General features: G+C 64.8%; 26 protein-coding genes. 10 read left to right on the top strand and 16 right to left on the bottom strand.

Annotated elements, in window-relative coordinates:
* The 4 genes from AC1DX5_RS12775 to AC1DX5_RS12760 all read left to right on the top strand — a co-directional run.
* Positions 1–543: transketolase C-terminal domain-containing protein (locus tag AC1DX5_RS12775; protein WP_478015804.1), on the top strand; the 543-nt coding region annotated here is incomplete at its 5' end.
* Between the two features lie 102 nt (positions 544–645).
* On the top strand, positions 646–897 hold the full coding sequence (locus AC1DX5_RS12770) for a hypothetical protein (RefSeq protein WP_465172307.1): 252 nt from the start codon (positions 646–648) through the stop codon (positions 895–897).
* A 130-nt stretch (positions 898–1,027) separates the two neighbouring features.
* Positions 1,028–1,435, top strand: coding sequence for a CHRD domain-containing protein (locus tag AC1DX5_RS12765; RefSeq protein ID WP_465172308.1), 408 nt, complete (start codon positions 1,028–1,030; stop codon positions 1,433–1,435).
* A gap of 441 nt (positions 1,436–1,876) precedes the next feature.
* Positions 1,877–2,443, top strand: a complete 567-nt coding sequence (locus tag AC1DX5_RS12760; protein WP_478015802.1) for an opacity protein — start codon at positions 1,877–1,879, stop codon at positions 2,441–2,443.
* A gap of 58 nt (positions 2,444–2,501) precedes the next feature.
* Here the strand turns inward: AC1DX5_RS12760 and AC1DX5_RS12755 are convergent, their stop codons facing one another.
* Both AC1DX5_RS12755 and AC1DX5_RS12750 read right to left on the bottom strand, forming a co-directional pair.
* On the bottom strand, positions 2,502–3,188 hold the full coding sequence (locus AC1DX5_RS12755) for a DUF4893 domain-containing protein (protein WP_465176007.1): 687 nt from the start codon (positions 3,186–3,188) through the stop codon (positions 2,502–2,504).
* 180 nt (positions 3,189–3,368) lie between these two features.
* Entirely contained in the window at positions 3,369–4,085 is a 717-nt protein-coding gene (locus AC1DX5_RS12750; RefSeq protein ID WP_465172311.1) for a class I SAM-dependent methyltransferase, read from the bottom strand.
* Between the two features lie 199 nt (positions 4,086–4,284).
* Between AC1DX5_RS12750 and AC1DX5_RS12745 the strand changes: the two genes are divergently transcribed.
* Positions 4,285–4,614, top strand: a complete 330-nt coding sequence (locus tag AC1DX5_RS12745; RefSeq protein WP_465172312.1) for a hypothetical protein — start codon at positions 4,285–4,287, stop codon at positions 4,612–4,614.
* A gap of 16 nt (positions 4,615–4,630) precedes the next feature.
* Here AC1DX5_RS12745 and AC1DX5_RS12740 read toward each other — a convergent pair whose 3' ends face one another.
* From AC1DX5_RS12740 to AC1DX5_RS12730, 3 genes are all read right to left on the bottom strand, one after another.
* Entirely contained in the window at positions 4,631–6,565 is a 1,935-nt protein-coding gene (locus AC1DX5_RS12740) for a hypothetical protein (RefSeq protein ID WP_478015800.1), read from the bottom strand.
* Positions 6,562–7,740 (bottom strand): glycosyltransferase, encoded by a 1,179-nt coding sequence (locus tag AC1DX5_RS12735; RefSeq protein ID WP_478015798.1) that lies wholly within the window; start codon positions 7,738–7,740, stop codon positions 6,562–6,564. The genes AC1DX5_RS12740 and AC1DX5_RS12735 overlap by 4 nt, the downstream gene beginning before the upstream one ends.
* 446 nt (positions 7,741–8,186) lie before the next feature.
* On the bottom strand, positions 8,187–8,831 hold the full coding sequence (locus AC1DX5_RS12730; RefSeq protein ID WP_478015796.1) for a PH domain-containing protein: 645 nt from the start codon (positions 8,829–8,831) through the stop codon (positions 8,187–8,189).
* A 287-nt stretch (positions 8,832–9,118) separates the two neighbouring features.
* Here AC1DX5_RS12730 and AC1DX5_RS12725 point away from each other — a divergent pair, with 287 nt between their 5' ends.
* The 3 genes from AC1DX5_RS12725 (at position 9,119) to AC1DX5_RS12715 (ending at position 12,406) form a co-directional block, all read left to right on the top strand.
* Positions 9,119–9,997: an alpha/beta hydrolase family protein gene (locus tag AC1DX5_RS12725; RefSeq protein WP_478015794.1), complete on the top strand. Its 879-nt coding sequence runs from the start codon at positions 9,119–9,121 to the stop codon at positions 9,995–9,997.
* A gap of 279 nt (positions 9,998–10,276) precedes the next feature.
* Positions 10,277–11,860, top strand: coding sequence for a PQQ-binding-like beta-propeller repeat protein (locus AC1DX5_RS12720; protein WP_478015792.1), 1,584 nt, complete (start codon positions 10,277–10,279; stop codon positions 11,858–11,860).
* A 24-nt stretch (positions 11,861–11,884) separates the two neighbouring features.
* Positions 11,885–12,406, top strand: coding sequence for a hypothetical protein (locus AC1DX5_RS12715; protein ID WP_478015790.1), 522 nt, complete (start codon positions 11,885–11,887; stop codon positions 12,404–12,406).
* A 96-nt stretch (positions 12,407–12,502) separates the two neighbouring features.
* Here AC1DX5_RS12715 and AC1DX5_RS12710 read toward each other — a convergent pair whose 3' ends face one another.
* The 6 genes from AC1DX5_RS12710 to AC1DX5_RS12685 are packed head-to-tail and all read right to left on the bottom strand — an operon-like array spanning position 12,503 to position 16,138.
* Positions 12,503–13,816, bottom strand: coding sequence for a hypothetical protein (locus AC1DX5_RS12710; protein WP_478015788.1), 1,314 nt, complete (start codon positions 13,814–13,816; stop codon positions 12,503–12,505).
* A gap of 3 nt (positions 13,817–13,819) precedes the next feature.
* The gene (locus tag AC1DX5_RS12705) at positions 13,820–14,884 is read right to left on the bottom strand and encodes a ribonucleotide-diphosphate reductase subunit beta (protein ID WP_478015786.1); all 1,065 of its coding nucleotides are present in this window, start codon (positions 14,882–14,884) and stop codon (positions 13,820–13,822) included.
* A 27-nt stretch (positions 14,885–14,911) separates the two neighbouring features.
* Positions 14,912–15,157, bottom strand: coding sequence for a hypothetical protein (locus AC1DX5_RS12700; protein WP_465172321.1), 246 nt, complete (start codon positions 15,155–15,157; stop codon positions 14,912–14,914).
* A complete protein-coding gene (locus tag AC1DX5_RS12695; protein ID WP_465172322.1) occupies positions 15,154–15,648 on the bottom strand; it encodes a hypothetical protein in 495 nt (164 codons plus the stop codon). The genes AC1DX5_RS12700 and AC1DX5_RS12695 overlap by 4 nt, the downstream gene beginning before the upstream one ends.
* Entirely contained in the window at positions 15,645–15,839 is a 195-nt protein-coding gene (locus tag AC1DX5_RS12690; RefSeq protein ID WP_465172323.1) for a hypothetical protein, read from the bottom strand. Before AC1DX5_RS12690 ends, AC1DX5_RS12695 begins: the two co-directional genes overlap by 4 nt.
* Positions 15,836–16,138 (bottom strand): hypothetical protein, encoded by a 303-nt coding sequence (locus tag AC1DX5_RS12685; RefSeq protein ID WP_478015784.1) that lies wholly within the window; start codon positions 16,136–16,138, stop codon positions 15,836–15,838. The genes AC1DX5_RS12690 and AC1DX5_RS12685 overlap by 4 nt, the downstream gene beginning before the upstream one ends.
* A 164-nt stretch (positions 16,139–16,302) precedes the next feature.
* On the opposite strand from AC1DX5_RS12685, the gene AC1DX5_RS12680 reads away from it, so the two are divergent.
* Positions 16,303–16,545, top strand: a complete 243-nt coding sequence (locus AC1DX5_RS12680; protein ID WP_478015782.1) for a DUF2171 domain-containing protein — start codon at positions 16,303–16,305, stop codon at positions 16,543–16,545.
* A gap of 95 nt (positions 16,546–16,640) precedes the next feature.
* Here the strand turns inward: AC1DX5_RS12680 and AC1DX5_RS12675 are convergent, their stop codons facing one another.
* The 4 genes from AC1DX5_RS12675 to AC1DX5_RS12660 all read right to left on the bottom strand — a co-directional run bounded on the left by AC1DX5_RS12675 (position 16,641) and on the right by AC1DX5_RS12660 (position 21,514).
* Entirely contained in the window at positions 16,641–17,048 is a 408-nt protein-coding gene (locus AC1DX5_RS12675; protein ID WP_465172326.1) for an SPFH domain-containing protein, read from the bottom strand.
* Between the two features lie 77 nt (positions 17,049–17,125).
* Entirely contained in the window at positions 17,126–19,072 is a 1,947-nt protein-coding gene (locus AC1DX5_RS12670) for a ribonucleoside-diphosphate reductase subunit alpha (RefSeq protein ID WP_478015780.1), read from the bottom strand.
* Between the two features lie 412 nt (positions 19,073–19,484).
* Positions 19,485–20,852: a sensor histidine kinase gene (locus AC1DX5_RS12665; RefSeq protein WP_478015778.1), complete on the bottom strand. Its 1,368-nt coding sequence runs from the start codon at positions 20,850–20,852 to the stop codon at positions 19,485–19,487.
* Positions 20,849–21,514 carry a response regulator gene (locus AC1DX5_RS12660; protein WP_478015776.1) on the bottom strand — a complete coding sequence of 222 codons (666 nt, stop codon included), beginning with the start codon at positions 21,512–21,514 and terminating at the stop codon, positions 20,849–20,851. The genes AC1DX5_RS12665 and AC1DX5_RS12660 overlap by 4 nt, the downstream gene beginning before the upstream one ends.
* 181 nt (positions 21,515–21,695) lie before the next feature.
* Here AC1DX5_RS12660 and AC1DX5_RS12655 point away from each other — a divergent pair, with 181 nt between their 5' ends.
* Positions 21,696–22,232 carry a hypothetical protein gene (locus tag AC1DX5_RS12655; RefSeq protein WP_478015774.1) on the top strand — a complete coding sequence of 179 codons (537 nt, stop codon included), beginning with the start codon at positions 21,696–21,698 and terminating at the stop codon, positions 22,230–22,232.
* Between the two features lie 130 nt (positions 22,233–22,362).
* Here AC1DX5_RS12655 and AC1DX5_RS12650 read toward each other — a convergent pair whose 3' ends face one another.
* On the bottom strand, positions 22,363–22,860 hold the full coding sequence (locus tag AC1DX5_RS12650) for a winged helix-turn-helix transcriptional regulator (RefSeq protein WP_478015772.1): 498 nt from the start codon (positions 22,858–22,860) through the stop codon (positions 22,363–22,365).
* Between the last annotated feature and the right edge of the window lie 40 nt (positions 22,861–22,900).

Raw genomic sequence — 22,900 nt, 5'->3', positions numbered from 1 at the left:
ACGCATACCTGCGTCGAACATGACAGCGGGCCGATCGCGGTGCGCTATCCGCGCGGCAACGGCACCGGGGTCGCGCTGCCCGAGACGCCCGAGCTGCTCGAGATCGGCAAGGGCCGCATCGTGCGCACGGGGCACAAGGTGGCGATCCTGTCGCTCGGCACGCGCCTTGGCGAGGCACTGAAGGCAGCCGATGCGCTCGATGCGCGGGGGCTCTCCACCACGGTCGCCGACCTGCGCTTCGTCAAGCCGCTCGACGAGGCGCTGATCCGCAAGCTGCTGACCACGCATGAGGTGGCGGTGACGATCGAGGAAGGCTCGATCGGCGGGCTCGGGGCGCATGTGCTGACGCTTGCCAGCGACACCGGGCTGGTCGATGCGGGCCTCAAGATCCGCACCATGCGCCTGCCCGATGTCTTCCAGGACCAGGACAAGCCCGAAAAGCAATATGCCGAGGCCGGCCTCGATGCCGATGCCATCGTCGATACCGTGCTCAAGGCACTCCGCCATAACTCGGGCGGTGTCGTCGAGGGTGCGCGGGCATAGTCGGCGATATATCCGACTAAAGACCTCAAGCTGGTGGTATTTCAACCGCGCGACGGCGCCTGTTTTAGCGATCGGGTTACCATTCGCTCCTAGGGGCGAGGGATGGCACGCGATTATCAATGGCACCGCGCGGAAGTCCGCAAGCGGCGGGCGAAGGACTGGAACAGCCGCCCCGACCCTGAGGTGCGCCCGCCCGGACCCTGGTTGCGCATCGGGCTGATCGTCGCGATCGGCGCCCTGTCAGGCCTCGCGATCTCGCTGGGGATCAGCGAGACAGACCGGTCGCGATACGACCGGTTGATGAGCGGCGTCGGCCTCGCCGCGCCGGAAGACCCGGGTGCGCCGCGCGGATGAGACGAGCCGATGCGTGCCCGCGCCTTCCCACATTGACCGGCGATTGCCCCGGGCTCACAACCACGCGGCCATGGCGGCGGCCGGATGCGTATCGCGCCGGCCGGGCGCCTGGACGATCTAGGAGAACGCGATGCGACTGATCCTGCTCACTCTCGCCGCGGCGATGACGACCACGCCCGCACTCGCCGCCGATCCCGTCCCGCTCACGGCGACACTCGCCGGCAGCGCCGACAGCGATGCCGACGGGACTGGCAGCGCCAAGGTGACGGTCGACACGACCAAAAACGAGGTCTGCTACAAGCTCACCGTATCCGGCATCGAGCCGGCGACGATGGCGCACATCCACAAGGGTGCGGCCGGCGTGTCCGGACCAGTGGTGGTGCCGTTCGACGCGCCGACCAGCGGCAGCTCCGAGGGCTGCAAGCCCGTGACGGCCGAAGTCTCGGCCGCGATCGCAGCAAACCCGGGTGACTATTATGTCAACGTCCACAACGCGACCTTCCCCAAGGGTGCGATCCGCGGGCAGCTGAGCAAGTAAGCCAAGCCGAACTGGACAGGGCCCCGGAAGTTTTTCCGGGGCCGGTCACCGCTCGAGTGGAGCTGGTGAAAAAAGCACCCATAAACGGGGCTCTCGATGCGCGGCGGAACCGCGCACCCATTTTCAGGCACGTACATAGGCACCGGCGCGATAGTCGGCCGGGCCCATAGATGGTGCAGCGCATTGCGAATAAAATCGGATTTTGCGCGCCAAAATCTTTCCAGCATCGCCCTCCAAATACCTGAAAAAGGCTGATTTCCGCCATGTTTCATTCATCGGGGCGACAGAAACCGTTGCCCTAGAGCCGCAGTTCCGACCCGTGCCCGGCTTATTTGCCCCGCAGTGCAACGCAGCCGGAACTGAGGGGTTGGGACGAGCCTCGGCGATGTCGGCATGCGTAAGGCGTCCGGCCCCCGGGGAGTAACAACAAAGGTGTACACCATGCGTAAGCTTTTCATCGTGACCGCCGCGGCGGCCGCATTCGTCGCCGTCCCCGCCATCGCGCAGGACAATGGACAGGCGGACACAGCATCCGACGGCAGCCGGACTTCGCGGATCGAGCCCTATGTCGGCGTGACGGGCGGCTGGGAGCAGTTCGATAACGAGCGCAACGCGGGCATCCCGCAATCGGTGAACCGTCACGACCGCCTGAACGGCGCGCTCGTCCAGGGCGTCGCCGGTGTCAATGTGACCGTGGCGGGGCCGCTGTTCGTCGGTGCCGAGGGCAATGTCGCGAAGGGCGTCTCGGGCGATATCGACTGGGAATATGGCGCGGCCGGCCGGGTCGGCGTGCGCGCGGGCCAGAACGGCCTGTTTTACGGCAAGGTCGGCTATCAGTGGGTTAATTTCGACAAGTTCGGCGACAATAGCCGCGACTATCACGCGATGACCTATGGCGCCGGCGTCGAGGTCGGCACCAAGAGCGGTATCCGGGTGCGCGGCGAGGTCAACACCTTTGGCGCGGCGCACAGCGTTCGGCCGATGGCCGGACTGGTGAAGGCTTTCTGAGCCACTTGCGATCGTGAGGCAGGGGCGGGTGCGGCGAGGGCCGTGCCCGCCCTTTGCGTTATTTCCCTTCCGCGAGCTGGAACTCGGTCGGAACCGGGATGATCTCATACACCGTGAGCAACGCCGATTTGTCGACTGGCGCGAGGGTCAGCCGCCAGCGGAACGGAGCGATGCGTTCCACCACGCCCAGCGCGCTCTGGCCGGGGACGGCGCCGTAGATCGGCGCCCTTGCCTGACCCACGCCATAGGCGCCGAGGAACACGAACCGGGTGTCGTCATCGGGATAGAGCCAGCCCGAGGGCCGTTCGGTGCCGGTCTGCTTGGTGAAGGACTGGCCGTCATCCTCCCCGCCCACATAGCAGAAGGTCGGGGGAAAGGTGCGATAGGCGGGCACGCGCCGACCGTCGCCGCCAAGTTTCACCACGCGGCAGCGATAGGATCCGGGCGGCAGTGCCGGATGGCCCAGCGCCCGGGTGGGATCGAGCAGCGCGCCCTCCCGCGCCAGCGCGGTCGCGAAGCGCGGTCTCGCGGCGGCGAGCGCGGTCGACCAGAAGGCCCGGAAGGTATCGAGCCGTTCCGCATCCTCGGCGACGATCAGGCGCTCCCATTGCTTGTCGGAGGGCGCGGGCAGCTCGACGATCACGCTTGGCTTGCGGGCATGCGCGGCGGTGCGCGCCTGCATGGCGGCGCACCCGCCAAGAGTCGCGGCGAGCAGGAGCAGGACAAGGCGAGCATCGCGGTGCATGTTTCTCCCCCCGATGGACGAGCGTCACCCTACATGATCCGAGCCGGTTCAAGGAGGGTGCATTGCAGCAACGGGCGCAAAAACGGGTCGCGACAGCGTATTGTTCGTACGGTGGATTGTCGGTGCGGGCATTCGGCTCGCCCGTGAAGGCCGTGTGGCAGCGCCTCTGAGGTCGTCTGCTCAGCCGCCCGGCTTCTCCCATTCCATGATCAGGAACCAGGGGACCCGCCGATAACGGGCGATCGACTCGCGGTCGCCGCCATAAGGCGCAGGTTCCGCGAAGTGCCGCAGCAGCAGACCCTGTCCGAGCAGCAGCGCCATGTAGCTTTCCAGCGGCCGGTGCCAGTTGCGGATGCGGATGCCGCGCCACGCGACCCAGTCGGCGCGTTCCTCGAGATAATGGTCGATCGAAAAGCGCGGATGGCCCTTCCAGTCGCGTGTCCATCCCTCCGCCTGTCCGGCCGTGTTGAAGCTGGTGAGGTTCGCGATCAGCAGCGATCCGCCGGGCCGGAGCACCCGCGCCATTTCCGCGATGGCGGCGGCGATATCGGGGATGTCGATCAGCGAGAGATAGCTGACCACCAGATCAAACGAGGCGTCGGCGAAATCGAGGCTTTCCGCGCGACCGATCCGATAATCGCCGTTGGGGTCCCTGTATCGCGCCTGGCTGATCAGCGACTCGGTGGGATCGACGCCGACCGTCGATATGCCCTTTGCCCCCAGCATGCGGCAGAAACGCCCCTCGCCGCAGCCGACGTCCAGTGCGTTGGCAAAACGGCCCCCTTCGACCCTCGCCAGCATCGGCCGGTCAAGCACGCAGGCGCGGCCGAAATCGCCGATATCGCCCATGTCGGCGATCCAGGCCTCCGCCGAGTCAGTCCAGCCGTCCGTCACCATGCCCCCTTCGCCACCCGATTGATCGGAGTGTGGCTCTCCTAAAGCATCACGCGTCACGCGCCCACAGGCCGCCGAACAATCAACGGTGACGGCGATCCAGCGCTATCGTGGCGAGTCCGTCGGACTTTCGTCGCAAGTCATGCCGCGCTGCGGCAGATCCGGATTACCCTCGTTTCCGATCTTGCGATGGAGGCACCGCATGAAGTCGTTCCAATTCTCCCTGGCCCCGGACCAGCTGTGGCAGGCGATCAACCCGATGAGTTTCTACCAGCCCGGCGCGCAGTTCGGGTTCATCAACATCGATCTCGGCGCGACGCCGAGGCCCGATATCGAGCAGGACATATTGGACGAGGTCGGCAGCTATGGCCGCCAGCTCGGCCGGATCGGCGATGCGCTGGAAGTGCTGATCCGGCGAGTCGACCCGGCGGGGCTGAGCGCCGAGGAACAGGACGCGCTGGATATCGTGCAGGGGCAGCTGGCCGAGATCCGCAGGATCAAGCGACGCGAGCGCGTGCAGGATCCGGCATAGCGCCCCCGGGCGGGCATCATGCCTCCGCGAGGATGGTCCGCCGCGCGAGCAGTCCGGCGTCGAATTCGAAGATCAGCTCGACCACCGGCGCGGCGGCCGGGTTCCCGGTGAAGGGCGCGCCGGTGCAGAACAGATTGGGCATGCCATCGTCGCACCACAGGTCGACGGGCAGGTGCGGCTGCGGGCGGCCATCATGCACGACCCGGTCCTTGCCCACGCCGCCGCGCAGGGCGGCCAGGGTAAAATCCCGCTTGCCCGCGATGGTCAGGTCGATGTCGATCTGGAAATGGGCGGGCGATTCCATGGTGCTGGCGCGATAGGCGGCCAGTTCGGCGAGCGTGAGCACGGCCCCCGGCGTTCCGGTCATCGGCTTGATGACGTTCGCATACAGCCGCACCAGCCTGCCCGAACGGCCCTCCAGCACCGGCCCCTGGGCGATGGTCTTCGCGGTGAGGAGATAGCGGAACCAGGCGCCGAACTCCTTCCCCGCCCGCGCCGCCTCGGCGGCGAGGCGGATCGGCTCGGCGCCGGTGCAGTTGCGCAAGACGGGGGCGTTGCGGCGCTTGATCTGTACCTGGCCCGACGACCAGGCCGGCACGCGCGCCGAGCGGATCGTGGTCGCGATCACGATGGCGTCGGGGCGATCCTGCACCGAGAGGACCAGCCCGGCGCCGAGATCGCTCGCCAGATGCGACCCATTCTGAGTCGAATCGCCCGGCCGGCCGCGGCAGAAGGACAGGGGCTGGCCGCGCAGGATGTTCCAGTTTGCCACGCCGCCACCCCGGGCAGTGCCCGAATCGGTGTTCTTCAGGACGGTGAACACGCCGTTCGCATAGGTGACATTGGTGCCGTCGACGAAATTATAGCGGCTGCCGGTCGGCATCGAGGGAAAGCAATATTGCGCCTGGGCGATGCGGCAATGGTCGAAGACCGCCTCATCGCAAAAACCGTATCCGCCGGAAAAGCCAAGCCGGCCGATGTCACAATTGGTCACGCTCAGCGCCTTGCCGCCGATGCCGAGCAGCGCGATGCTGCAATCCTCCAGGCTGATCCGGTCGACGCTCGCGCTTTGCACCGCGATGCCGGCCGGCATGCGGCCGCCGCGCCGGACCGATCTCTTCACCAGCTTGTCCGGCTCGCTGTGCACGCGCTCAATGCAGCGTTCGGCCAGGAAATCCTCGCAGATGCTCTCGGCGAAACCGGGCGTGTCGCAATCGCGGAAGGTGAGCTTGCGCCCCATCGCCAGGATATATTCGCCATGCCCTTCGCGCAGGTTGCGGCAGGTGAGCCCGATGAAGCTGTGATCGATATCCCAGCTGAAGCCCCTGTGATCGAGCTTGTAGAGGCGTGATCCGTTCCAGCTGTTGAGCGACAGATAGGAAGCGAAATCCGGCCGGTAGTGATGGGTGAGCGGACGATCGAAGGTCACCGCGCCGGTGACCGGATCGACTGTCCTCAGCCGCACGAAATCGAAGCGGTAGAGATTGGGCGGATAACCCCAATATTGGATGTCTTCGCCGGCGATCATCACCATCTCGCCCGGCGCATAGTGCCGCAGGTCCGCGGGTGTCGTCACCATGACCCTGGCATCACCCTTCTTCGCGGCACGGATCAGCGGGTTGGCGGCGTTCCGATAGAGTATCGTGTCGCAGCCGACCGGCCAGGGAAAGCCGTTGGGCGCCGTCTGCACGAAGGTCGCGCCATGCGCCGAGAAGACCAGGGTCGAGATGCCCTTGAAACAGTCCAGCGCGACGGTCTGATCGAAATGATAGAGGCCGGGCCGCACCGTGACATGCACCGCACGCCCCGCCGCCGATTCGGCGCGCGCCCACCGGCCGAATGCGTTGAGCGCGGCGGAGGTGGCGGCGCTGCTCGATTCGGGCCCGTTCGCCACGGCACCGAATGTGTCCAGGCTGATCGGGCGAGCGGCGCCTTGGCGGGTGATGGTCATGCGTCCCTTTCCGGCATGGTGCCCGCGACGGCGCTACGGACCGCGCCATGGCTCTCGCCTGAACGCGCGGCGGTCGCGGCGGGCAGCATGATCTCCGCCAGGCGGCGCGTCGCGGCCGGGAAGGAATGCGCGGCATCGTACAGCGCGCGCGCCGCCGGATCGAATACCGGCAGATCGTCCTTCGCCGCGTCCGCGATCGCCGCCAGGAAGCCGGGGGCGTCCTCGGCCAGCCATCCGGATGATTGCACCGCGCGGTCATAACCCGAAAAGGCCTCGCTGGTGCCGATGACGTGTTTCCCGAACATCAGTGCCTCGGCGATCTTGGTCTTCATGCCCGATCCGTCGAAGATCGGCGCGACCACGCAGTGCGCGCCGAGATACCAGGGCGCGAGATCGTCGACCCCGCCGACGATCCGGAGGTTGGGCGATCCGCCCAGCCTGTCGCGCAGGGCCTCCATGCCATGCCCGATCACCATGGTCGGCAACGGCGACCTGGGTGCCACGGTGCGCGCGAACCATTCGATCCCGCGCCGGTTGGCGTAGAAGGCGCCCCCGACGAACAGCAGATAGCGCGCCCGGTCCGGCGCCATGGCCGGGCGCGGCGCGGGGAGCGCGTCGTCGAGCGCGATCGGCGCGATATGGTCGGCGCCCCGCCCGTACAGCCGGCGCAGGCCCTCGCTGTCTCGCGCGGACAGGCAGATCATCGCATCGCTGTGGCGCACCGCCGCGCGCTCGGCGGCCCAGGTGGCGGCGAGCAGGGCGAGCGAGAGCGCGGTCCGCTTGGCCCGGGCGGCGCCCAGGAAGAAGCGCGCCTCGACATTGTAGAAGAAGGTCACCACCCGGACAGGCGGATGGGCGCGCTTGATCGGCGCGACGACATGGCCCAGCGTCGAGCCGTCCACGAACACCTGACCTGCGGACATGTCGCCGACCCGGGCGACGATGCGAGCGATCTCATCGGGGTCGAGCCCGCCCAGGCGCCCGTGCAGGGCATCGGCCAGGCTCGGCGCGGGTTTCCTGGTCAGCCGGTGCACCGCCAGGGCATCGCCGAACACCGCCGCCAGCGCGCGCGCATTGAGCCGCGACAGGAGTTCGCGCCCGCCCGGCGGCGCGTCCGGGTCCATCAGCGTGACGAGGAGGAGCGGCGCGGGCTCTCGGGCGGGATCGGCGGGCATGCCTGCCGGGTCTACGCTGGACGATCGCCTTGGGGAAACTCTGCCATGAGGCAGCGAGAGCCTTGCTGAGTCAATTCAGATGAACCGGCAAGCTTCTCACCGTGCGTCGAATGTCATCGTTCCGTGACGCGTTCCGCTCATGGTCACATCCAAAATCAGCGTCATAGATCGAATCCGAAGCCGGCCCGATCCATCGTATACTCGTGCCCCCGGCGTCGGTGACGTAGGGAACGCCCTTGGGGCACGGCGTTTCCAATAGTGCCCGCGCACCTGCGTCGTTCAGTGGCACTGCCTTGGCGCGAAACGGTTCAAGACGCGCGAGAAGGTCGACGAACTGGGATTCGGTAAGAGAATATGTTTCGGTTCGCCCGTTCGGCCAGGGTGGGAAGGATTGAGTCCGGCTCGACCCTTGCCGGTTTGCGGTTACAACCGCGGGCATGCCTCCTCTAACTCTTATCTCGACGCGATCGATCTGTGGCTGCGATCTCGGAGCACATCCATCGATCACGGTCATTATCAACAGGCCGAGTGCATATCTCATCTTGGCGGTATGCCTGACGCGAGCGCTGAGAGCCACTCGACATGGTCATGTTTGGGCTTTCACGCGCGGACAGGCAGATGATCGTATCGCTGTGGCGCACCGCCGTGCGCTCCGCGGCCCAGGTGGCGGCGAGCAGGGCGAGGGACAGCGCGGTCCGCTTGGCACGGGCGGCGCCCAGGAAGAAGCGCGCCTCGACATTGTAGAAGAAGGTCACCACCCGGACATGCGGATAGGCGCGCTTGATCGGTGCGACGACATGGCCAAGCGTCGAGCCGTCCACGAACACCTGTCCGGCGGACATGTCGCCGACCCGGGCGACGATGCGAGCGATCTCATCGGGGTCGAGCCCGCCCAGGCGCCCGTGCAGGGCATCGGCCAGGCTCGGGGCGGGTTTCCTGGTCAGCCGGTGCACCGCCAGCGCATCGCCGAACATCGCCGCCAGCGCGCGCGCGTTGAGCCGCGACAGGAGTTCGCGCCCGCCCGGCGGCGCATCCGGGTCCATCAGCGTGACGAGGAGGAGCGCGGGCTCTCGGGCGGAATCGGCGGGCATGCCTGCCGGGTCTACGCTGGACGATCGCCTTGGGGAAACTCCGCCATGTGGCCTCCAGTCCGGATTCGGATGGCGTTCCGTTACCAACGATGAGAAACAAGCAGGGGAACTGCCGGAACAGCCTGTTATCGGTCGGGGCGGCATGGTTGAATCAAGGGCGACTGCTGAAAATGTCATGACGGTCACTGACATTTTCGGATTTGTCTGTCGGCCATCGCTTATACTTATATTTCAATAAGATAGACGAATCTTTCGACGGTCGATCATGTCAGCGAGGGGAAGAATCGATGAAAGCCTGGATCATCGCACTGGCCACGCTGGCCGCCGCCCCGACGAGTCAAACCGTGGCAGCGCAGGAAGTGCCGGCGGCGATCTTCACGGATCCCGCGCACGATGCCGCGCACCCTGCGCGGATGGAGGTGCTGCATATCCCGAGCGGCGGCGTGGCGATCAATGGCCTTGCCTATGTCGCGGCGGGGCCGGGGCCGCATCCGGTGGTGCTGCTGTGCCACGGCCTGCCCGGCAACGAGAAGAATCTCGATCTCGCCCAGGCGATCCGGCGCGCCGGCTGGACGGTGATCACCTTCAACTATCGCGGTTCCTGGGGCAGCCCCGGCAGCTATCGCTTCGCCAATGATCTCGAGGATGCCGATGCGGTGCTGGCCTGGCTGCGCACTCCGGCCAACGCCGCGAGCCTGGGCATCGACCCGAAACGCATCGCGATGGTCGGGCACAGCCTGGGCGGATGGGTGACGGCGCTGACTGCAGCGCATGATCCGGCGCTGCTCGGCGCGGCGCTGATCTCGCCCGGCAATATCGGCTTTCTCGGCCATATGTCGCGCGATGCCGCGACCGCCGCCTTCACCGCCAACGGCCTGGAGGCGCTGGCCGATACCAGCGGCGCGATCATGGCGGACGAGGCGATCGCCCATGCCGACGCCTATGATTTCGTGAAGGCCGGCTCGCGTCTCGCCGGTACCAGATTGTTCGTGCTGACCTCCGACGACGGCTTCGCGCCGGAGGCCGACCGGCTGGCCGCGGCGGTGAAGGCGGCCGGGGGAACGAAGCTGACGACGCTGCATGTCGCGACCGACCATAGCTGGTCCGACCGGCGCATCCGGCTGGAGAGCGAGATCATCCGGTGGCTGGCGGGGTTGGGGCGGTAAGGTCCGGATAGCTGGTCGGTGTGCAACTGCCTCGGGCATCCGAAACGGCAGGCGCATCATATTGTTACACAAGTATTAATTACCTCCATTACGGAGGGTTAGACTTGCCTCGGCTGGTCGATGCGGTCACTACGGTCTCGATCCGGGGGAAATTCAGATCATGATTGGCGGCACGCGCCGGTTGCGACGCAGGGTTCCCGCGTGCGCGACCTGTCGGTGTGTCCGGTCAGCTGAATCGACATTCTCCCGTCGCGATGGCCGTGGTTTTGGGGAGAATTTATGCGTCGTATCCTGCCGCTGCTGGCCGTTCTGCCCCTTGCTGCCTGTGGCGGCGGAGGATCGGGCTCCGAGGGCCCGCCCCCGATCGCAACGCTCAACGTGGCACTGGCGCCTGCCTCGCAGACGATCAAGGCGTCCGAGGACGCGTCGGAGACCAGCTTTTCCTTCGACGCCACCCAGTCCGGCACGACCACCGATCCAGTTTATCCCGACCTCCAGTACGACAAGACGCTGTTCGCGCTGCAGGGCATCCCGACGCTTGCCAGCGGCAAATATGTCGTTGCGTTCAAGACGGCGAAGGATTTGGGCGGTGACAGCTACAAGGGCAACATAACTTTCCGGCTGTGCAAGGACACGGCCTGTGCGACGGTCTATCCCGGTTCGACCCAGACCTTTGCCTATACGTTCGATGTGCAGTTGAAGGACTGGGTGGCCGTGCAGCGCAATGCCGCCCATACCGGCTATGTCCACGCGACCTTCGATCCGGCCAATTTCAAGAAGGCGTGGGATTGGACCCCCGCGAATACCGACACGATATCGTCGGTCGCGACCAAGGGCGCCGTGATATTCGTAAGTCAGAAAAATCAGGACCGGACGCACAGCATTCACGCGCTTTCCAGTGTGACGGGCGCCGTCAACTGGCAGTATGATTTCGGTTCCCTCTATGATGCGAGCGGGCCGTCTGTGGCTGGCGATCAGGTCTATGTAACGACGATGGTGAGTTCGGTCTTTGACAGCCAGAACGTAGTGCTGAACGCGACCACCGGCCAATTTGTCCGAGCCATGCCGTTTGCTGCGCAATGGTCATTCGTCGCAGCGCCGACCCCGTTCGCGAGCGAGCTGTACATGTCTGCGGGTTATTATGGTCGGGTAGTCTACGGGTACAACGCCTATACCGGTGCTGCACTTTGGACCGCGAACGGTTTGAGTGGTGACATATGGTCTGGAGAGGCGCCCGCCGTCGACGATAAATACGTCTATTATTATTCGGGAAGTTCGATCGACGTGTTCGACCGGATGACGGGCGCCAAGATCAAGAGCATGGCAGACCCCTTTTTCACCTGGGGCGGTTATTCTTACATAGGCGGGCCGATTATCGGATCGAAGAACAACATCCTTGCATATTCAGGGTCCTATGGCGGCGGGGGCATCGGGTTTCAAAGCGGCCAGCCCAAGCCGCTGGTAAACTACTCGTTGGCGTCGGGAGCGTATACTTGGCACACGCCGAATATTTATGAGACGGTGCCCGCCCTGGCGAAAGGGGTTGTCTATGTGGCCCGGAATAATCCGGCACGGCTGGACGCTGTCAGCGAAGACAACGGCACCGTCCTGTGGAGTTGGACCCCACCGGCCGGCGAGTTGATCCTCGGCAACGCCGTCGCCACCGATACCCTGGTGTTCGCAAGCACCGACAAGGCGGTTTACGCGGTGTCGACAACGGGGACTACGCACAGCTCGGTCTGGACGGCAGCAACCCCAGGCGAACTGGCGATATCGAGCGACAACAGGTTAGTCGTTGCCAGCAGGGGTGTCGCCAGCACGGGGGCGGTATTGAACAAGCTGACAGTTTATACGCTACGGTAGTTTTGGATCGGTAAGGGCGCGCGCATGAGCAACTGGGCGGAAGGATATACCCAGCGCGAACTGGACGACGCGCAATCCCGCTACGACCTGCGGTTCCCGCCCGACCTGATCGCGCTATTGCTCGATCGCCGTCCGCGCGAGGGCTATGATTGGGCGACCGAGAACGACCGTATTCGCGAGATGCTGGCCTATCCGTTCGAGATGCTCTCCTTCGACGTGGAGCATGGTCTCTGGTGGCCCGACTGGGGCGACCGTCCGGCGAACCAGGATGAGCGGCTGGAAGTCGTGCGGGATGCGCTGGCGCGCGCGCCGCGGCTGATCCCGTTGATCGGGCACCGTTTCCTCCCGGAGGAGCCGGGGTTGGCGGGAAACCCGGTCTTCTCGATGCACGGGTTCGACACGATCTGTTACGGCGCAAATCTGGACCAGTATTTCGACAACGAGTTCAACGGGCGATATGTCATCGCTGCGGCGAGATATGTTCCGTTCTGGTCTGATCTTGTCGAGAAGCCCGATTTGGCATTTGAAACTCCTGGGCGGCGCTAATTAGTAAACTGGCACCGTAATCCAAACATCATAGCTGACGGCGAATCTCTCCCGCCATTATCCCGTGTAATTCTGGGTCACCGTAATTCTGTAATTCTAGATTATTTTCGGCTCTACGTCTCTTGGTTTTCCGAGGGTATTTAGAAGTTCACTTGCTCTCAGGAAGAACAAAAAGTAGGGATCCATAATTGCAAAAGTACCGGATGCTGCTTCCGGGTCCCACTCTACTATTCTCTGAGAAGGATGCATTTGTTCAGCAAACCCGGCAATCTGCTTTAGCGATTCGGTGATACTACTGCCCACTGGCTTATCATCTACGCACACAGATGTTATTCTGGTAAGAAGATCGGCGTAATTGAATTCCATCGATGGGGGATCTTCGCTAAGGGCGAGAAGCGAAGCTCGGTAAGCGTCTCCTTTAGTCCCATCCGAAAATAAAAATTCTTTCCGTTCAGTCCCTCTAACTCGTGGCCCAGCATGCATTTGCTTCACCAGCGAAGTGTAGTCAGATCGCGTAGAGGTTTGCTCCAGTGCCTCTTTCAGATCATCATCAGATACGACAAGATCTTGATATATCTCATTCGCCTCTCTGAGTTTTAAGTTGAAGCAGAGCTGCAGGCAGAGTGCTTGCATGATTTGAGGGGAGGTGCAGCTTTCCTGCGCAAAGCGCTGAATTACGCCATTGTCGACTCGCGCTTTAAGTGCGTCAAAGCCTTGAAGGGCGATTTTCGTGAGGTCTTCAAAGGTCCAAAAGGAAGTGTCGATATTTATCGTGCGACCGCGAAGCTCGTGATTTGAGCGGACCACGTCGTCCGATCGATGGGGCACTGACGCTATGCAGAAACGTATGCCAGTCTCGGCTGCCGCTTTAATCTGTCGCCCAATTGAGCCTTGGAGGTCGCGATGAATGTAATGAAAATCGTCTAGAAAAACGATAAATTCGCTATTCGCGATTTCCCTCCCAACAGCTGCCATGCCTCTATTTTGTTGTGTTGCGGTGATATTATTATTGGCCGAAGTTGTTGTAGAGATCCCGCCCCCAATGCCGGCTGACCCGATTCCTGGCACCCGTATGCTGGCATTCACGCTGGCATTGGGAGTTATCGCTTCACTGGACCCACTCATCGTATTTACCGATGTTGGAATGGTCATCCAATTCAGAATGGCATCCCAGAGGTCATTTTGTGAATCTATTTGAGTTCCAAATATATGTATAAGATTGTCTTCTCCAACGATATTGCGCACTAGCGCAGTTTTGCCAGTTTTTGAGGGTCCAGAAATGGATATTGGCGATCTCGGTGTTTCAATCGCCTCTCTTACTTTTCGCTCGAGCCTTTCGTCCCTCCGCTCAACATAGGTTATTGTCGGAAAGTCGCTGGGCACAAAAACTTCAGTGGCTCTGATCGGCATGTCTCACTCCGCCGCCACACCAGCCTGCGAGAACATATCCCCGCCGCCCGCCGCATCCCCGGCATCCTCATTCGCCGCCTTGCCGCCCTTAGCCTTTTGCCGCTTGTCGAACCCGTCCCACACCTCGTTCCAGTTCCCGCGCGTCGCGGCCTTCGAATATTCGGTCGCGCGCTGTTCGAAGAAGTTGGCGTGCTCCACGCCGTTGAGCAGCGGGGCGAGCCAGGGCAGGGGGTGTTCGTCGATCATGTAGATCGGCTTCAGGCCGAGCTGGCCCAGCCGCCAGTCGGCGATGTAGCGGATATACTTCTTGATCTCCTTGGGCGTCATGCCGTTGACCGGGCCCATCTCGAACGCGAGATCGATGAAATTATCCTCCAGCCGCACGGTCGTCTGGCACATGTCCATGATGTCCTGCTTGACCGACTTGGTCAGGCAATCGCGCTCCTTGCAGAAGGCGTGGAACAGCTTGATGATGCCCTCGCAGTGCAGGCTCTCGTCGCGGACGCTCCACGACACGATCTGGCCCATGCCCTTCATCTTGTTGAAGCGCGGGAAGTTCATCAGCATCGCGAAGCTGGCGAAGAGCTGAAGCCCCTCGGTGAAGCCGCCGAACATCGCCAGCGTCTTGGCGATATCCTCGTCGGTGTCGACGCCGAAGCCCTGCAGATAGTCGTGCTTGTCCTTCATCTCGCTATATTCGAGGAAGGCGCCATATTCGCTCTCGGGCATGCCGATCGTGTCGAGCAGATGGCTGTACGCCGCGATGTGCACCGTCTCCATGTTGGAGAAGGCCGCGAGCATCATCTTGATCTCGGTCGGCTTGAAGATGCGGCCGTATTTTTCGTGATAGCAATCCTGCACCTCGACGTCCGCCTGGGTGAAGAAGCGGAAGATCTGGGTGAGCAGGTTGCGCTCATGGTCGCTGAGCTTCTGTGCCCAGTCGCGGCAATCCTCGCCGAGCGGCACTTCCTCCGGCATCCAGTGGATCTGCTGCTGGCGCTTCCAGAAATCGAACGCCCAGGGGTATTCGAACGGCTTGTACTGTTTGCGGGCTTCGAGGAGGGACATGGGCGGATCCTTACAATTACGCGGTTTTTAGCGGAAAAAATTGAGGTAGAGGAGGCCGGCACCAGCGATGGTGAGGACGATCCCCAGGCGGAAATAATCGGGCGGGCGCTTCAGCGTCCTCGGGTCGAGCGCGCCATTGGCCAGGCCCGCCTCGTTCCTGCGATCGAGACGGTCGCGCAGCTTCGCGCCGAAGACCAGATAATAGACCCCGCAGCCCAGCATCGCCAGATCGAGCGCGCCCGCGACCCACTCGCTGGTGGACCAGTGGCTCATGATGCGCCTCCCAATTTGGAGAGGTCCTCGATGAGGAAGAAGGAAAAGAAGGCGATCATTGCGACGCCCAGGAGCCTGGAACCGCGTGTCGCGGTTCCGGAAAAACTGGAGGTGCCGGTTGCCCATTGGACCCCGATCAGAATGAAGATCGAGGTGCCCACATGCTCGGTCCAGCCGGGACGTTCGGTTTCCGGTACCGTCCAGGTGAGGAATTGCACGCCCACGATGACCGCAAGGATGAGGCCCAGTGCATAGTCCAGTGCGCTGAGCTTGCGCGGTGTGTGATTATGTTGAGCAAGCGCGGTTTCGATGGAGCGCAACTCTTCGAAATAGCCGTCGTTGCCGCGTGACAGCCGGCGTTGATGGCGGCGTTCCAGCCAATGGCGGTGCAGCGCGCCCAGCGGTTCGGCCAGCTTGCCGATGATCACCATCAGCGCGATGAAGCCGACTCCCAACGCCATGGCGATGGCAAGAAAGACCGGTGTGCTCACGACCCCGCCCCCCATGAGTCGAGCGCCCAGGCGAAACGCCCCAGCAGCAGCGCCAGCGCGATCAGCATGGTGCCGGCGATGCGGCGGCCATAGATCGCGCCCTCGCTCCGCGCCGGCCGCGTGAACACGACCAGCCCGCCGATCCCGGCGGTCGCCGCGACCGCGGCCATGATCAGCGGCGCGCGGTTCATCCGCGGTCCCGCCGCACATAGACCGTCTTCGATCCGCGGTGCGATCCGACGCCGAGGAAGACGATGCCGACGAAATAGCCGAAATCATACCAGCCGCCATTGTTCGGCACGGCATAGACCGCGACGTCGGGCATGAAGAGCGACAGGATCCAGGCGACCGGGAAGATGAAGCCGTGCCACACGCCGAGCAGGAAGCCGGGCGCGGCGGGCTGCACCGCGGAGCCGATCTGGTGCGCGCAGGCCGACAGGCTCGCGGCAAGCGCGAGGGCGGCGAGAAGGCGCGAGGGGGCGCGGCTCATGCGGCCGTCCTCCGGCAAGAGCCATCAATGGACGGGCCGGGGCCCGTGGCGGGAATCAGGCTGGAAGGGGCGATGGTCACCAACATGGGTCGGGCCTCCGGGCTTGCATCGAATCGGCATTGCGTGCGTTGTGAGCCCGCATCCGTAACCAAGGAGAAATGCACATGGCCGACGCAAGCGCAATCAAGGAACATATGGAAGTCATCGGCGCCGACGGCGTCCATGTCGGGACCGTCGACCATGTCCAGGACGGCCGCATCAAGCTGACCAAGGCCGACAGCGGCGAAGGCGCCCATGAAGGGCACCATCATTTCATCCCGCTCGGCCTGGTCGCCGATGTCGAGGGCGATCACGTGCGCCTCTCGGCCAATGCCGACGTCGCCGTGACGTTCGAGGAAGAGGCCTGAATCAGGCCGGGAGGCGGTCGCCACTGCGATCGCCTCCGTCATTCCCGGCACCGGGTGGCGTTTAACGGCCAGAGCAAGGGCGACCGGGGCGTACATCAGCGCTCCGGCGGCGCTTCGGTCTGAAGGCGACGCGCTTCGGTGACTGGCAGGCCGGCTTCGGTCGGCACATAGATCAGCGAGGCGCGCGTCGATTCCAGCGCCTGAATCTGCAGATAGCGCAGATAACCCTCGGGCCCGCCAAGGCTGTTCTGCAATATGGCATTGGCCTGCGCGGCGCCGCGCGCGCGGATCACTTCGGCCTCGGCCAGCGCGATCGCGCTTTCCTTCTTGGCGCGCGCCTCCAGGATCGCGACCTGACGCGACGATTGCGCCTCCGCCAGCGCGGCCTCGCCCGCGAGGCGCTGCGAATAGACGCGATATTGCGGATAGCCGAACATGAAGACCATCAGCAGCAGGACACCGCCGAGGATCCCCACCGCAATACAGCCCGATTTCTGATCCATGCCGCTATCCTCGATGCTGGGCCGTCACCGACCGGCTATCGGCGCCGTGGCGGTCCGACAGCCGATGATCGGCGGGCTTATTGGCAGGCCAGACACTCGTCATAATCCTTGGACTCGACCTGGATCTCGCGCAGGTCGATCGTGTTGTCGGCCTCCACGCCCCCGGCGAAGCCCGCCCGCTGGATGCTCTTCGAGCGGAGATAATAGAGCGACTTGATGCCGAGCTCCCAGGCGCGGAAGTGGAGCATCAGCAGGTCCCATTTCTCGACGTCCGCCGGGATGAACAGGTTCAGCGAGGCCGACTGGTCGATATAGGGCGTGCGGTCCGCGGCGAGCTCGATCAGCCAGCGCTGGTCGATCTCGAAGCTGGTCTTGAAGCAGTCCTTCTCCTCCTGGGTGAGGAAATCGAGATGCTGGACGCTGCCGCCCTGTTCGAGGATCGAGTTCCACACCGCATCCGAGTTCTTCGACTTCTCGATCAGCAGCTTTTCCAGATACGGGTTGCGGATCGACCAGGAGCCGCTGAGCGTCTTGTGGGTATAGACGTTCGCCGGGATCGGCTCGATGCAGGCCGAGGTGCCGCCACAGATGATGCTGATCGACGCGGTCGGTGCGATCGCCATCTTGCAGCTGAACCGCTCCATCACGCCCATATCGGCCGCGTCGGGGCAGGGCCCGCGCTCGATCGCGAGCTGCATCGAGGCTTCGTCGACCTGGGCCTTGATGTGCTTGAACATCTTCAGGTTCCAGCTCTTGGCCATCGCGCCTTCGAAGGCGAGGCCACGGGCCTGGAGGAAGCTGTGATAGCCCATCACGCCGAGGCCGACCGAGCGCTCGCGCATCGCCGAATAGGCGGCATGCTCCATGCCGGGCTCGGCGCGGTCGATGAAATCCTGCAGGACATTGTCGAGGAAACGCATCACGTCCTCGATAAAGCCCTTGGCGTCCTTCCACTGGTCCCAGGTCTCGAAGTTGAGCGAGGACAGGCAGCAGACCGCGGTGCGATCGTTGCCGAGATGGTCCTTGCCGGTCGGCAGGGTGATTTCCGAGCACAGGTTCGAGGTCGAGACCTTGAGGCCCAGGTCGCGGTGATGCTTGGGCATCGCCTTGTTCACGTGATCGGCGAAGATGATGTACGGCTCGCCGGTCGCGAGGCGAGTCTCGACCAGCTTCTGGAACAAGGCGCGCGCATCGACCGTGCCGCGGACCGATCCGTCCTTCGGGCTGGTCAGGTTCCATTCCGCGCCCTCGCGCACGGCCTCCATGAAGGCGTCGGGAATCAGCACGCCGTGGTGCAGGTTCAGCGCCTTGCGGTTGAAGTCGCCCGAGGGTTTGCGAATCTCGAGGAACTCCTCGATCTCCGGGTGCGAGATGTCGAGATAGCAGGCGGCCGAGCCGCGGCGCAGGCTGCCCTGGCTGATCGCGAGGGTCAGCGAATCCATCACGCGCACGAACGGGATGATGCCGCTGGTCTTGCCGTTCAGGCCGACCGGCTCGCCGATGCCCCGGACGTTACCCCAATAGGTGCCGATGCCGCCGCCGCGCGAGGCGAGCCACACATTCTCGTTCCAGGTGTCGACGATGCCGTTCAGGCTGTCCGGCACTGAATTGAGGAAGCAGGAGATGGGCAGGCCGCGCCCGGTGCCGCCGTTCGACAGAACCGGCGTGGCGGGCATGAACCACAGCTTCGAGATATAGTCGTAGAGGCGCTGCGCATGCGCCGCATCATCGGCATAGGCCGAGGCCACGCGCACGAACAGGTCCTGGTAGCGCTCGCCCGGGAGCAGATAGCGGTCGTTCAGCGTGTCCTTGCCGAAATCGGTGAGCAGCGCGTCGCGCGAATGATCGACCTCGACCGGATAGAGCTGCGGCTTCACTTCCTTCGAATCGCCGCGGGCGTCGAGCTTGCGCGCCGCGCCGCCATTCTTGCTGGACGTGTCCGTGGCGGGCGCGGCGCTCGTGGCGGCTTCGATCGCATCGGTGGCCATGGTTACGCTTGCCTCCTGGGTATCTCTGAAATCCATCGCTCTGCCCCTGCTTTCCATCAAACATACACGACTGGCTTGCCTTGGCCTTTGCCGCTGGCGTTCCCGGTCCGTTCGAATCGGGGGCGAACCCCCATCCTATCATTTCAGGGGCGCCCAGGGAGAACGAATTATGCCGTGCCCGCACCACAGGGTGCAGGGTGGAAGCATGCCGCAATATGGGGTCGCGGTGGTCGTTCTACCAGTTCTTGGGTTCGCCCCCGAACTCAACCCCAACAGATTGTGCCCATTCCGGCGGGGACGCAAGACGGTAAATGACAGTTGCGAGACTCGGTTCGTCGCTAATTTGAGTCGGTTCATGGCATCGCCAAAACGGTGCAGTGCAGCGACGCGTGGAGTTCTGCGGGGTTCGTGAAAGGCAAGAGAACGAACATTGAACATGACTAAATTTTCACATTCCACCGGCTACGGCTATCGGCAGCGTAACGATCGCGCGCAGCCCGCTTGAGGGGGATGCCTCCAGCGCCAGGGTGCCGCCATGGAGCTCGGCCAGCTCGCGTACGATGGAGAGGCCGAAGCCGTGCCCGTCGCCGCTTTCGTCGAGTCGGCGGCCGGGGCGCAGCGCCTCGGCGCGGTCCGCGGCGGCGATGCCGCGGCCGTCATCCTCGATGACGATTCGCACCCGGCCTGGGGGACCGGCTTCGGCCGTCAGCGCGATTCGGCCGGCGGCCCAGCGCCAGGCATTGTCGAGCAGATTGCCGAGCAGCTCGTCCAGATCTTGCGGGTCGATCGCCACAGCGAGGCCGGCGGGGATCGAGCGGGTAAAGGCGATGGCGCGGTCGGCATGGATTCGGGCGAGCGCCGCGGCAACGCCGTCGACCGCCGGTTCGATCGGGGTACTGCGCCGCGCCGCTCCGCCCGAGGCATCGGCGCGGGCGCGGCCGAGATGGTGCCGGATCGAGCGGTCGATTCGCGCGACTTCGGCTGCCATCGCCCCGTCCGGGTCGCGGCCCTGCTCGTTCAGGCGCAGCGCAAGCGCGGCGAGCGGCGTCTTCAGCCCGTGCGCCAGATTGGCGACATGGCCGCGGGCATTGGCGAGGGCGGCGGCATTCTCGGCCAGCAGGGCGTTGAGCTCGTTCGCGAGCGGCTGGAGTTCGGCGGGCTGGTCGGCGGGTACGGCCTGCGCCTGCCCGGCGCGGACCGAGGCAAGCGAAGCCCTCAGCGCGGCGAGCGGGCGCAGGCCGAGGCGAAGCTGGACCAATGTCGCCGCGCCGAGCGCGAGGCCGAGCAGGGCGAGCGAGCCCAGCAATGGCGTCATGGCGGCCCGCAGCGGCCGCTCGACGATCGCGCGTGGGGCCGAGGCAGCGATTCGGACCGGGCCGGCGCTGGTCTGGACGGTCAGGCTGCGGGCGTGGCGGGCGCCCCCCGTCGCGTCGCGCCAGTCGAGCGGCTGGGGCTCGCCTGGCGCGTGCCGGCGGCGGTGATGGCCGTCCGCGTCCGGGGGCGGGGGTTGCTCGATCTGGGGCAGGTCGGCCGAGGCGAGGGTGACGGCGGGGGCGTCGATCCGCCAGCCCCAGCCCGATCCGGTGCGGTTGAACGGCGCGGGCGAGACGATGCGTGCGCGATCCACTGACCCGTCCGGGCCGACCGCCGTGGCCAGCAGCGCGACCTGGGCGTCGAGGCGCTGGTCGAGGCCCTGCATGACGAAGCGTTCGAGCACCGCGCCGATCGCCAGCGCGGCAAAGGCCAGCGCGGCGATCGTCGCGAGCGCGGCGAGGGCGGCGAGCCGGCCGAACAGCGAGCGCGGCATCAGCCTCATGGCTGAGTCGCCGTCAGGCGATAGCCGCGGCCGCGCACCGTCTCGATCAGGTCGCGGCCGATCTTCCGCCGCAACCGGCCGATGATCACCTCGAGCGAGTTGGAATCGGGATCGGCATCGCTCTCATAAGCATGGTCGAGCAGGTCGAGCCGGTCGATCACCGCTTCCTTGCGCAGCATCAGCGCCGACAGGATGCGCCATTCGAGCGCGGTGAGCTTCAGGGGCAGGCGGTCGAGCTCGAACTGGCCGGTCTGGGCGTCGAAGCGCAGCGGACCGCAGGCGATTACCGTGGCGGAATGGCCGGCGGCACGGCGGATCAGCGCGCGCAGGCGCATCACCAGCTCCTCGACGCGGAAGGGCTTGGTCAGATAATCGTCGGCCCCGGCGCGGAATCCCTCGACCTTGTCCGACCAGCCGTCACGCGCGGTGAGGATCAGCACGGGCAGGCTGCGCCCGGCGGCGCGCCATTCCTGCAGCACGGCGATGCCCGGCTTCACCGGCAGGCCGAGATCGAGCACGGCGGCGTCATAGAGGCCGGTATCGCCGAGATGCGCGCCGTCCTCGCCATTGCCGGCGATATCGACCGCGAAATTCTCCGCGCGCAACGCCCGGGCGATGCCGTCGGCGAGCGCGGAGTCGTCCTCGACCAGCAGGATGCGCATCCGGGTCCTTTCTCCTTTGCGCTGAGGCGCCCCCTCTCCGTTCGCTCAGCCCGAACGGGGGAGGGGTATCCGCCCAATCGCTAAGCCCGCGCCTTAAACCGAAACTGAACGGGGAGGTTCAGCGGGGCGTGGGCACGCATCGCTATCACGGCGTCACTCAAAACCCATGGAGTGAAACCGAATGACTGAAGACATCACCGCGAAACCCGTCCGCAAGCCATCGCTTCAAATGGCGCTTGCCGCCATCGCCCTGCTCGGCGCGGGCGGTGCCGTGGGCGCTACCGCCGCGCGCATGGCCGGCCCCTCGATCGAGGTCGCGCCGCTTAACCCCGTCGCGATCGCCTCGCTCAAGACCGGCGAGGGCCTGGTCACCGTGCGCGGCAAGGTGGGAGAGGTGTATGGATCCAACTTCATCCTGGCTGATGGGAGCGGCCGCACGATGATCGAGGGCGGGCCGCGATCCGACGCGCTGGTCACCGCGGGAAATGTGGTGACGGTGCAGGGCTGGAACCGCGACGGCGTGCTGCGCGCGTCGTTCCTGGTCGGCGTCGACGGCAAGGTGACGGCGCTGGGGCCGATGGGCCATGGGCGTGGCGGGCATGGTCCGCATGGCGGGCCGGGGCGCGATGGTCCGGATCGTGACGGGCCCGATGCTCCGCCGCCGCCTCCTGCCGCAGCACCGGCTGTCCCGGCCCCGGTCGGCAACAGCGCCGGATAACAACCGACCATTCCCCACCGTCATGCCGGACTTGTTCCGGCATCCATCGTCCCGCAGGCGCCGCCGCTGTTGCGTGTGCGGAACGATGGACCCCGGGACAAGCCCGGGGTGACGGTGGTGGTGGGGGCGCCTACGCCCCCCTGATCGCCTCATAGGCTGCCTGAAGCCGCATCGCGACGCTCGGCCGGCCCGTCGGCGGCGTGCCGAGATGCTCGGTACGCAGCTCGTCCATGAAATCCGCCCACATCTCGGGGCCGCCTTCCTCCAGCAGCTGCGCGCGAATCGCCAGGTCCGGCGTGACCGGCAGGTGCCGCCGGCCCCAGGCGCCGAGATGCGCCATCAGCGGCACGAGCTGGATCGCCGGCTCGGTCAGGCTGTAGAAATGCTTCTGCTTGTGGCTCGGATCGTCGGTGATGGCGAGAAAGCCCGCCGCGACCAGCTTCTTCAGCCGGTCGGCCAGGATGTTCGAGGCGATCCGTTCCTCCGACGCGCCCAGCAGCTCGCGGAAATGGCGGCGATGGCCGAACATGATGTCGCGAATGACGATCAGGCTCCATCGATCGCCCAGCGCCTGGATGGTAAGGTTGATCGGACAGCCCGATCGCGGATCGTCGATATGGATCGTCATGACTGGTTGCAATATAGGATCGGTTTGCTAGAAGACAACC

The sequence above is a fragment of the Sphingomonas sp. P2_B6 genome, from assembly GCF_056404755.1.
Note: the sequence above shows the minus strand (reverse complement) of the source record. Positions and strands in the feature narration are given on the sequence as shown.

Bases quoted from the DNA above. Each gene is read 5' to 3' on its own strand.
- AC1DX5_RS12770 (WP_465172307.1), top strand. From the start codon at position 646: ATGGCACGCGATTATCAATGGCACCGCGCGGAAGTCCGCAAGCGGCGG.
- AC1DX5_RS12765 (WP_465172308.1), top strand. From the start codon at position 1,028: ATGCGACTGATCCTGCTCACTCTCGCCGCGGCGATGACGACCACGCCC.
- AC1DX5_RS12760 (WP_478015802.1), top strand. From the start codon at position 1,877: ATGCGTAAGCTTTTCATCGTGACCGCCGCGGCGGCCGCATTCGTCGCC.
- AC1DX5_RS12755 (WP_465176007.1), bottom strand. From the start codon at position 3,188: ATGCACCGCGATGCTCGCCTTGTCCTGCTCCTGCTCGCCGCGACTCTT.
- AC1DX5_RS12750 (WP_465172311.1), bottom strand. From the start codon at position 4,085: ATGGTGACGGACGGCTGGACTGACTCGGCGGAGGCCTGGATCGCCGAC.
- AC1DX5_RS12745 (WP_465172312.1), top strand. From the start codon at position 4,285: ATGAAGTCGTTCCAATTCTCCCTGGCCCCGGACCAGCTGTGGCAGGCG.
- AC1DX5_RS12740 (WP_478015800.1), bottom strand. From the start codon at position 6,565: ATGACCATCACCCGCCAAGGCGCCGCTCGCCCGATCAGCCTGGACACA.
- AC1DX5_RS12735 (WP_478015798.1), bottom strand. From the start codon at position 7,740: ATGCCCGCCGATCCCGCCCGAGAGCCCGCGCCGCTCCTCCTCGTCACG.
- AC1DX5_RS12730 (WP_478015796.1), bottom strand. From the start codon at position 8,831: ATGCCCGCCGATTCCGCCCGAGAGCCCGCGCTCCTCCTCGTCACGCTG.
- AC1DX5_RS12725 (WP_478015794.1), top strand. From the start codon at position 9,119: ATGAAAGCCTGGATCATCGCACTGGCCACGCTGGCCGCCGCCCCGACG.
- AC1DX5_RS12720 (WP_478015792.1), top strand. From the start codon at position 10,277: ATGCGTCGTATCCTGCCGCTGCTGGCCGTTCTGCCCCTTGCTGCCTGT.
- AC1DX5_RS12715 (WP_478015790.1), top strand. From the start codon at position 11,885: ATGAGCAACTGGGCGGAAGGATATACCCAGCGCGAACTGGACGACGCG.
- AC1DX5_RS12710 (WP_478015788.1), bottom strand. From the start codon at position 13,816: ATGCCGATCAGAGCCACTGAAGTTTTTGTGCCCAGCGACTTTCCGACA.
- AC1DX5_RS12705 (WP_478015786.1), bottom strand. From the start codon at position 14,884: ATGTCCCTCCTCGAAGCCCGCAAACAGTACAAGCCGTTCGAATACCCC.
- AC1DX5_RS12700 (WP_465172321.1), bottom strand. From the start codon at position 15,157: ATGAGCCACTGGTCCACCAGCGAGTGGGTCGCGGGCGCGCTCGATCTG.
- AC1DX5_RS12690 (WP_465172323.1), bottom strand. From the start codon at position 15,839: ATGAACCGCGCGCCGCTGATCATGGCCGCGGTCGCGGCGACCGCCGGG.
- AC1DX5_RS12685 (WP_478015784.1), bottom strand. From the start codon at position 16,138: ATGAGCCGCGCCCCCTCGCGCCTTCTCGCCGCCCTCGCGCTTGCCGCG.
- AC1DX5_RS12680 (WP_478015782.1), top strand. From the start codon at position 16,303: ATGGCCGACGCAAGCGCAATCAAGGAACATATGGAAGTCATCGGCGCC.
- AC1DX5_RS12675 (WP_465172326.1), bottom strand. From the start codon at position 17,048: ATGGATCAGAAATCGGGCTGTATTGCGGTGGGGATCCTCGGCGGTGTC.
- AC1DX5_RS12670 (WP_478015780.1), bottom strand. From the start codon at position 19,072: ATGGATTTCAGAGATACCCAGGAGGCAAGCGTAACCATGGCCACCGAT.
- AC1DX5_RS12665 (WP_478015778.1), bottom strand. From the start codon at position 20,852: ATGAGGCTGATGCCGCGCTCGCTGTTCGGCCGGCTCGCCGCCCTCGCC.
- AC1DX5_RS12660 (WP_478015776.1), bottom strand. From the start codon at position 21,514: ATGCGCATCCTGCTGGTCGAGGACGACTCCGCGCTCGCCGACGGCATC.
- AC1DX5_RS12655 (WP_478015774.1), top strand. From the start codon at position 21,696: ATGACTGAAGACATCACCGCGAAACCCGTCCGCAAGCCATCGCTTCAA.
- AC1DX5_RS12650 (WP_478015772.1), bottom strand. From the start codon at position 22,860: ATGACGATCCATATCGACGATCCGCGATCGGGCTGTCCGATCAACCTT.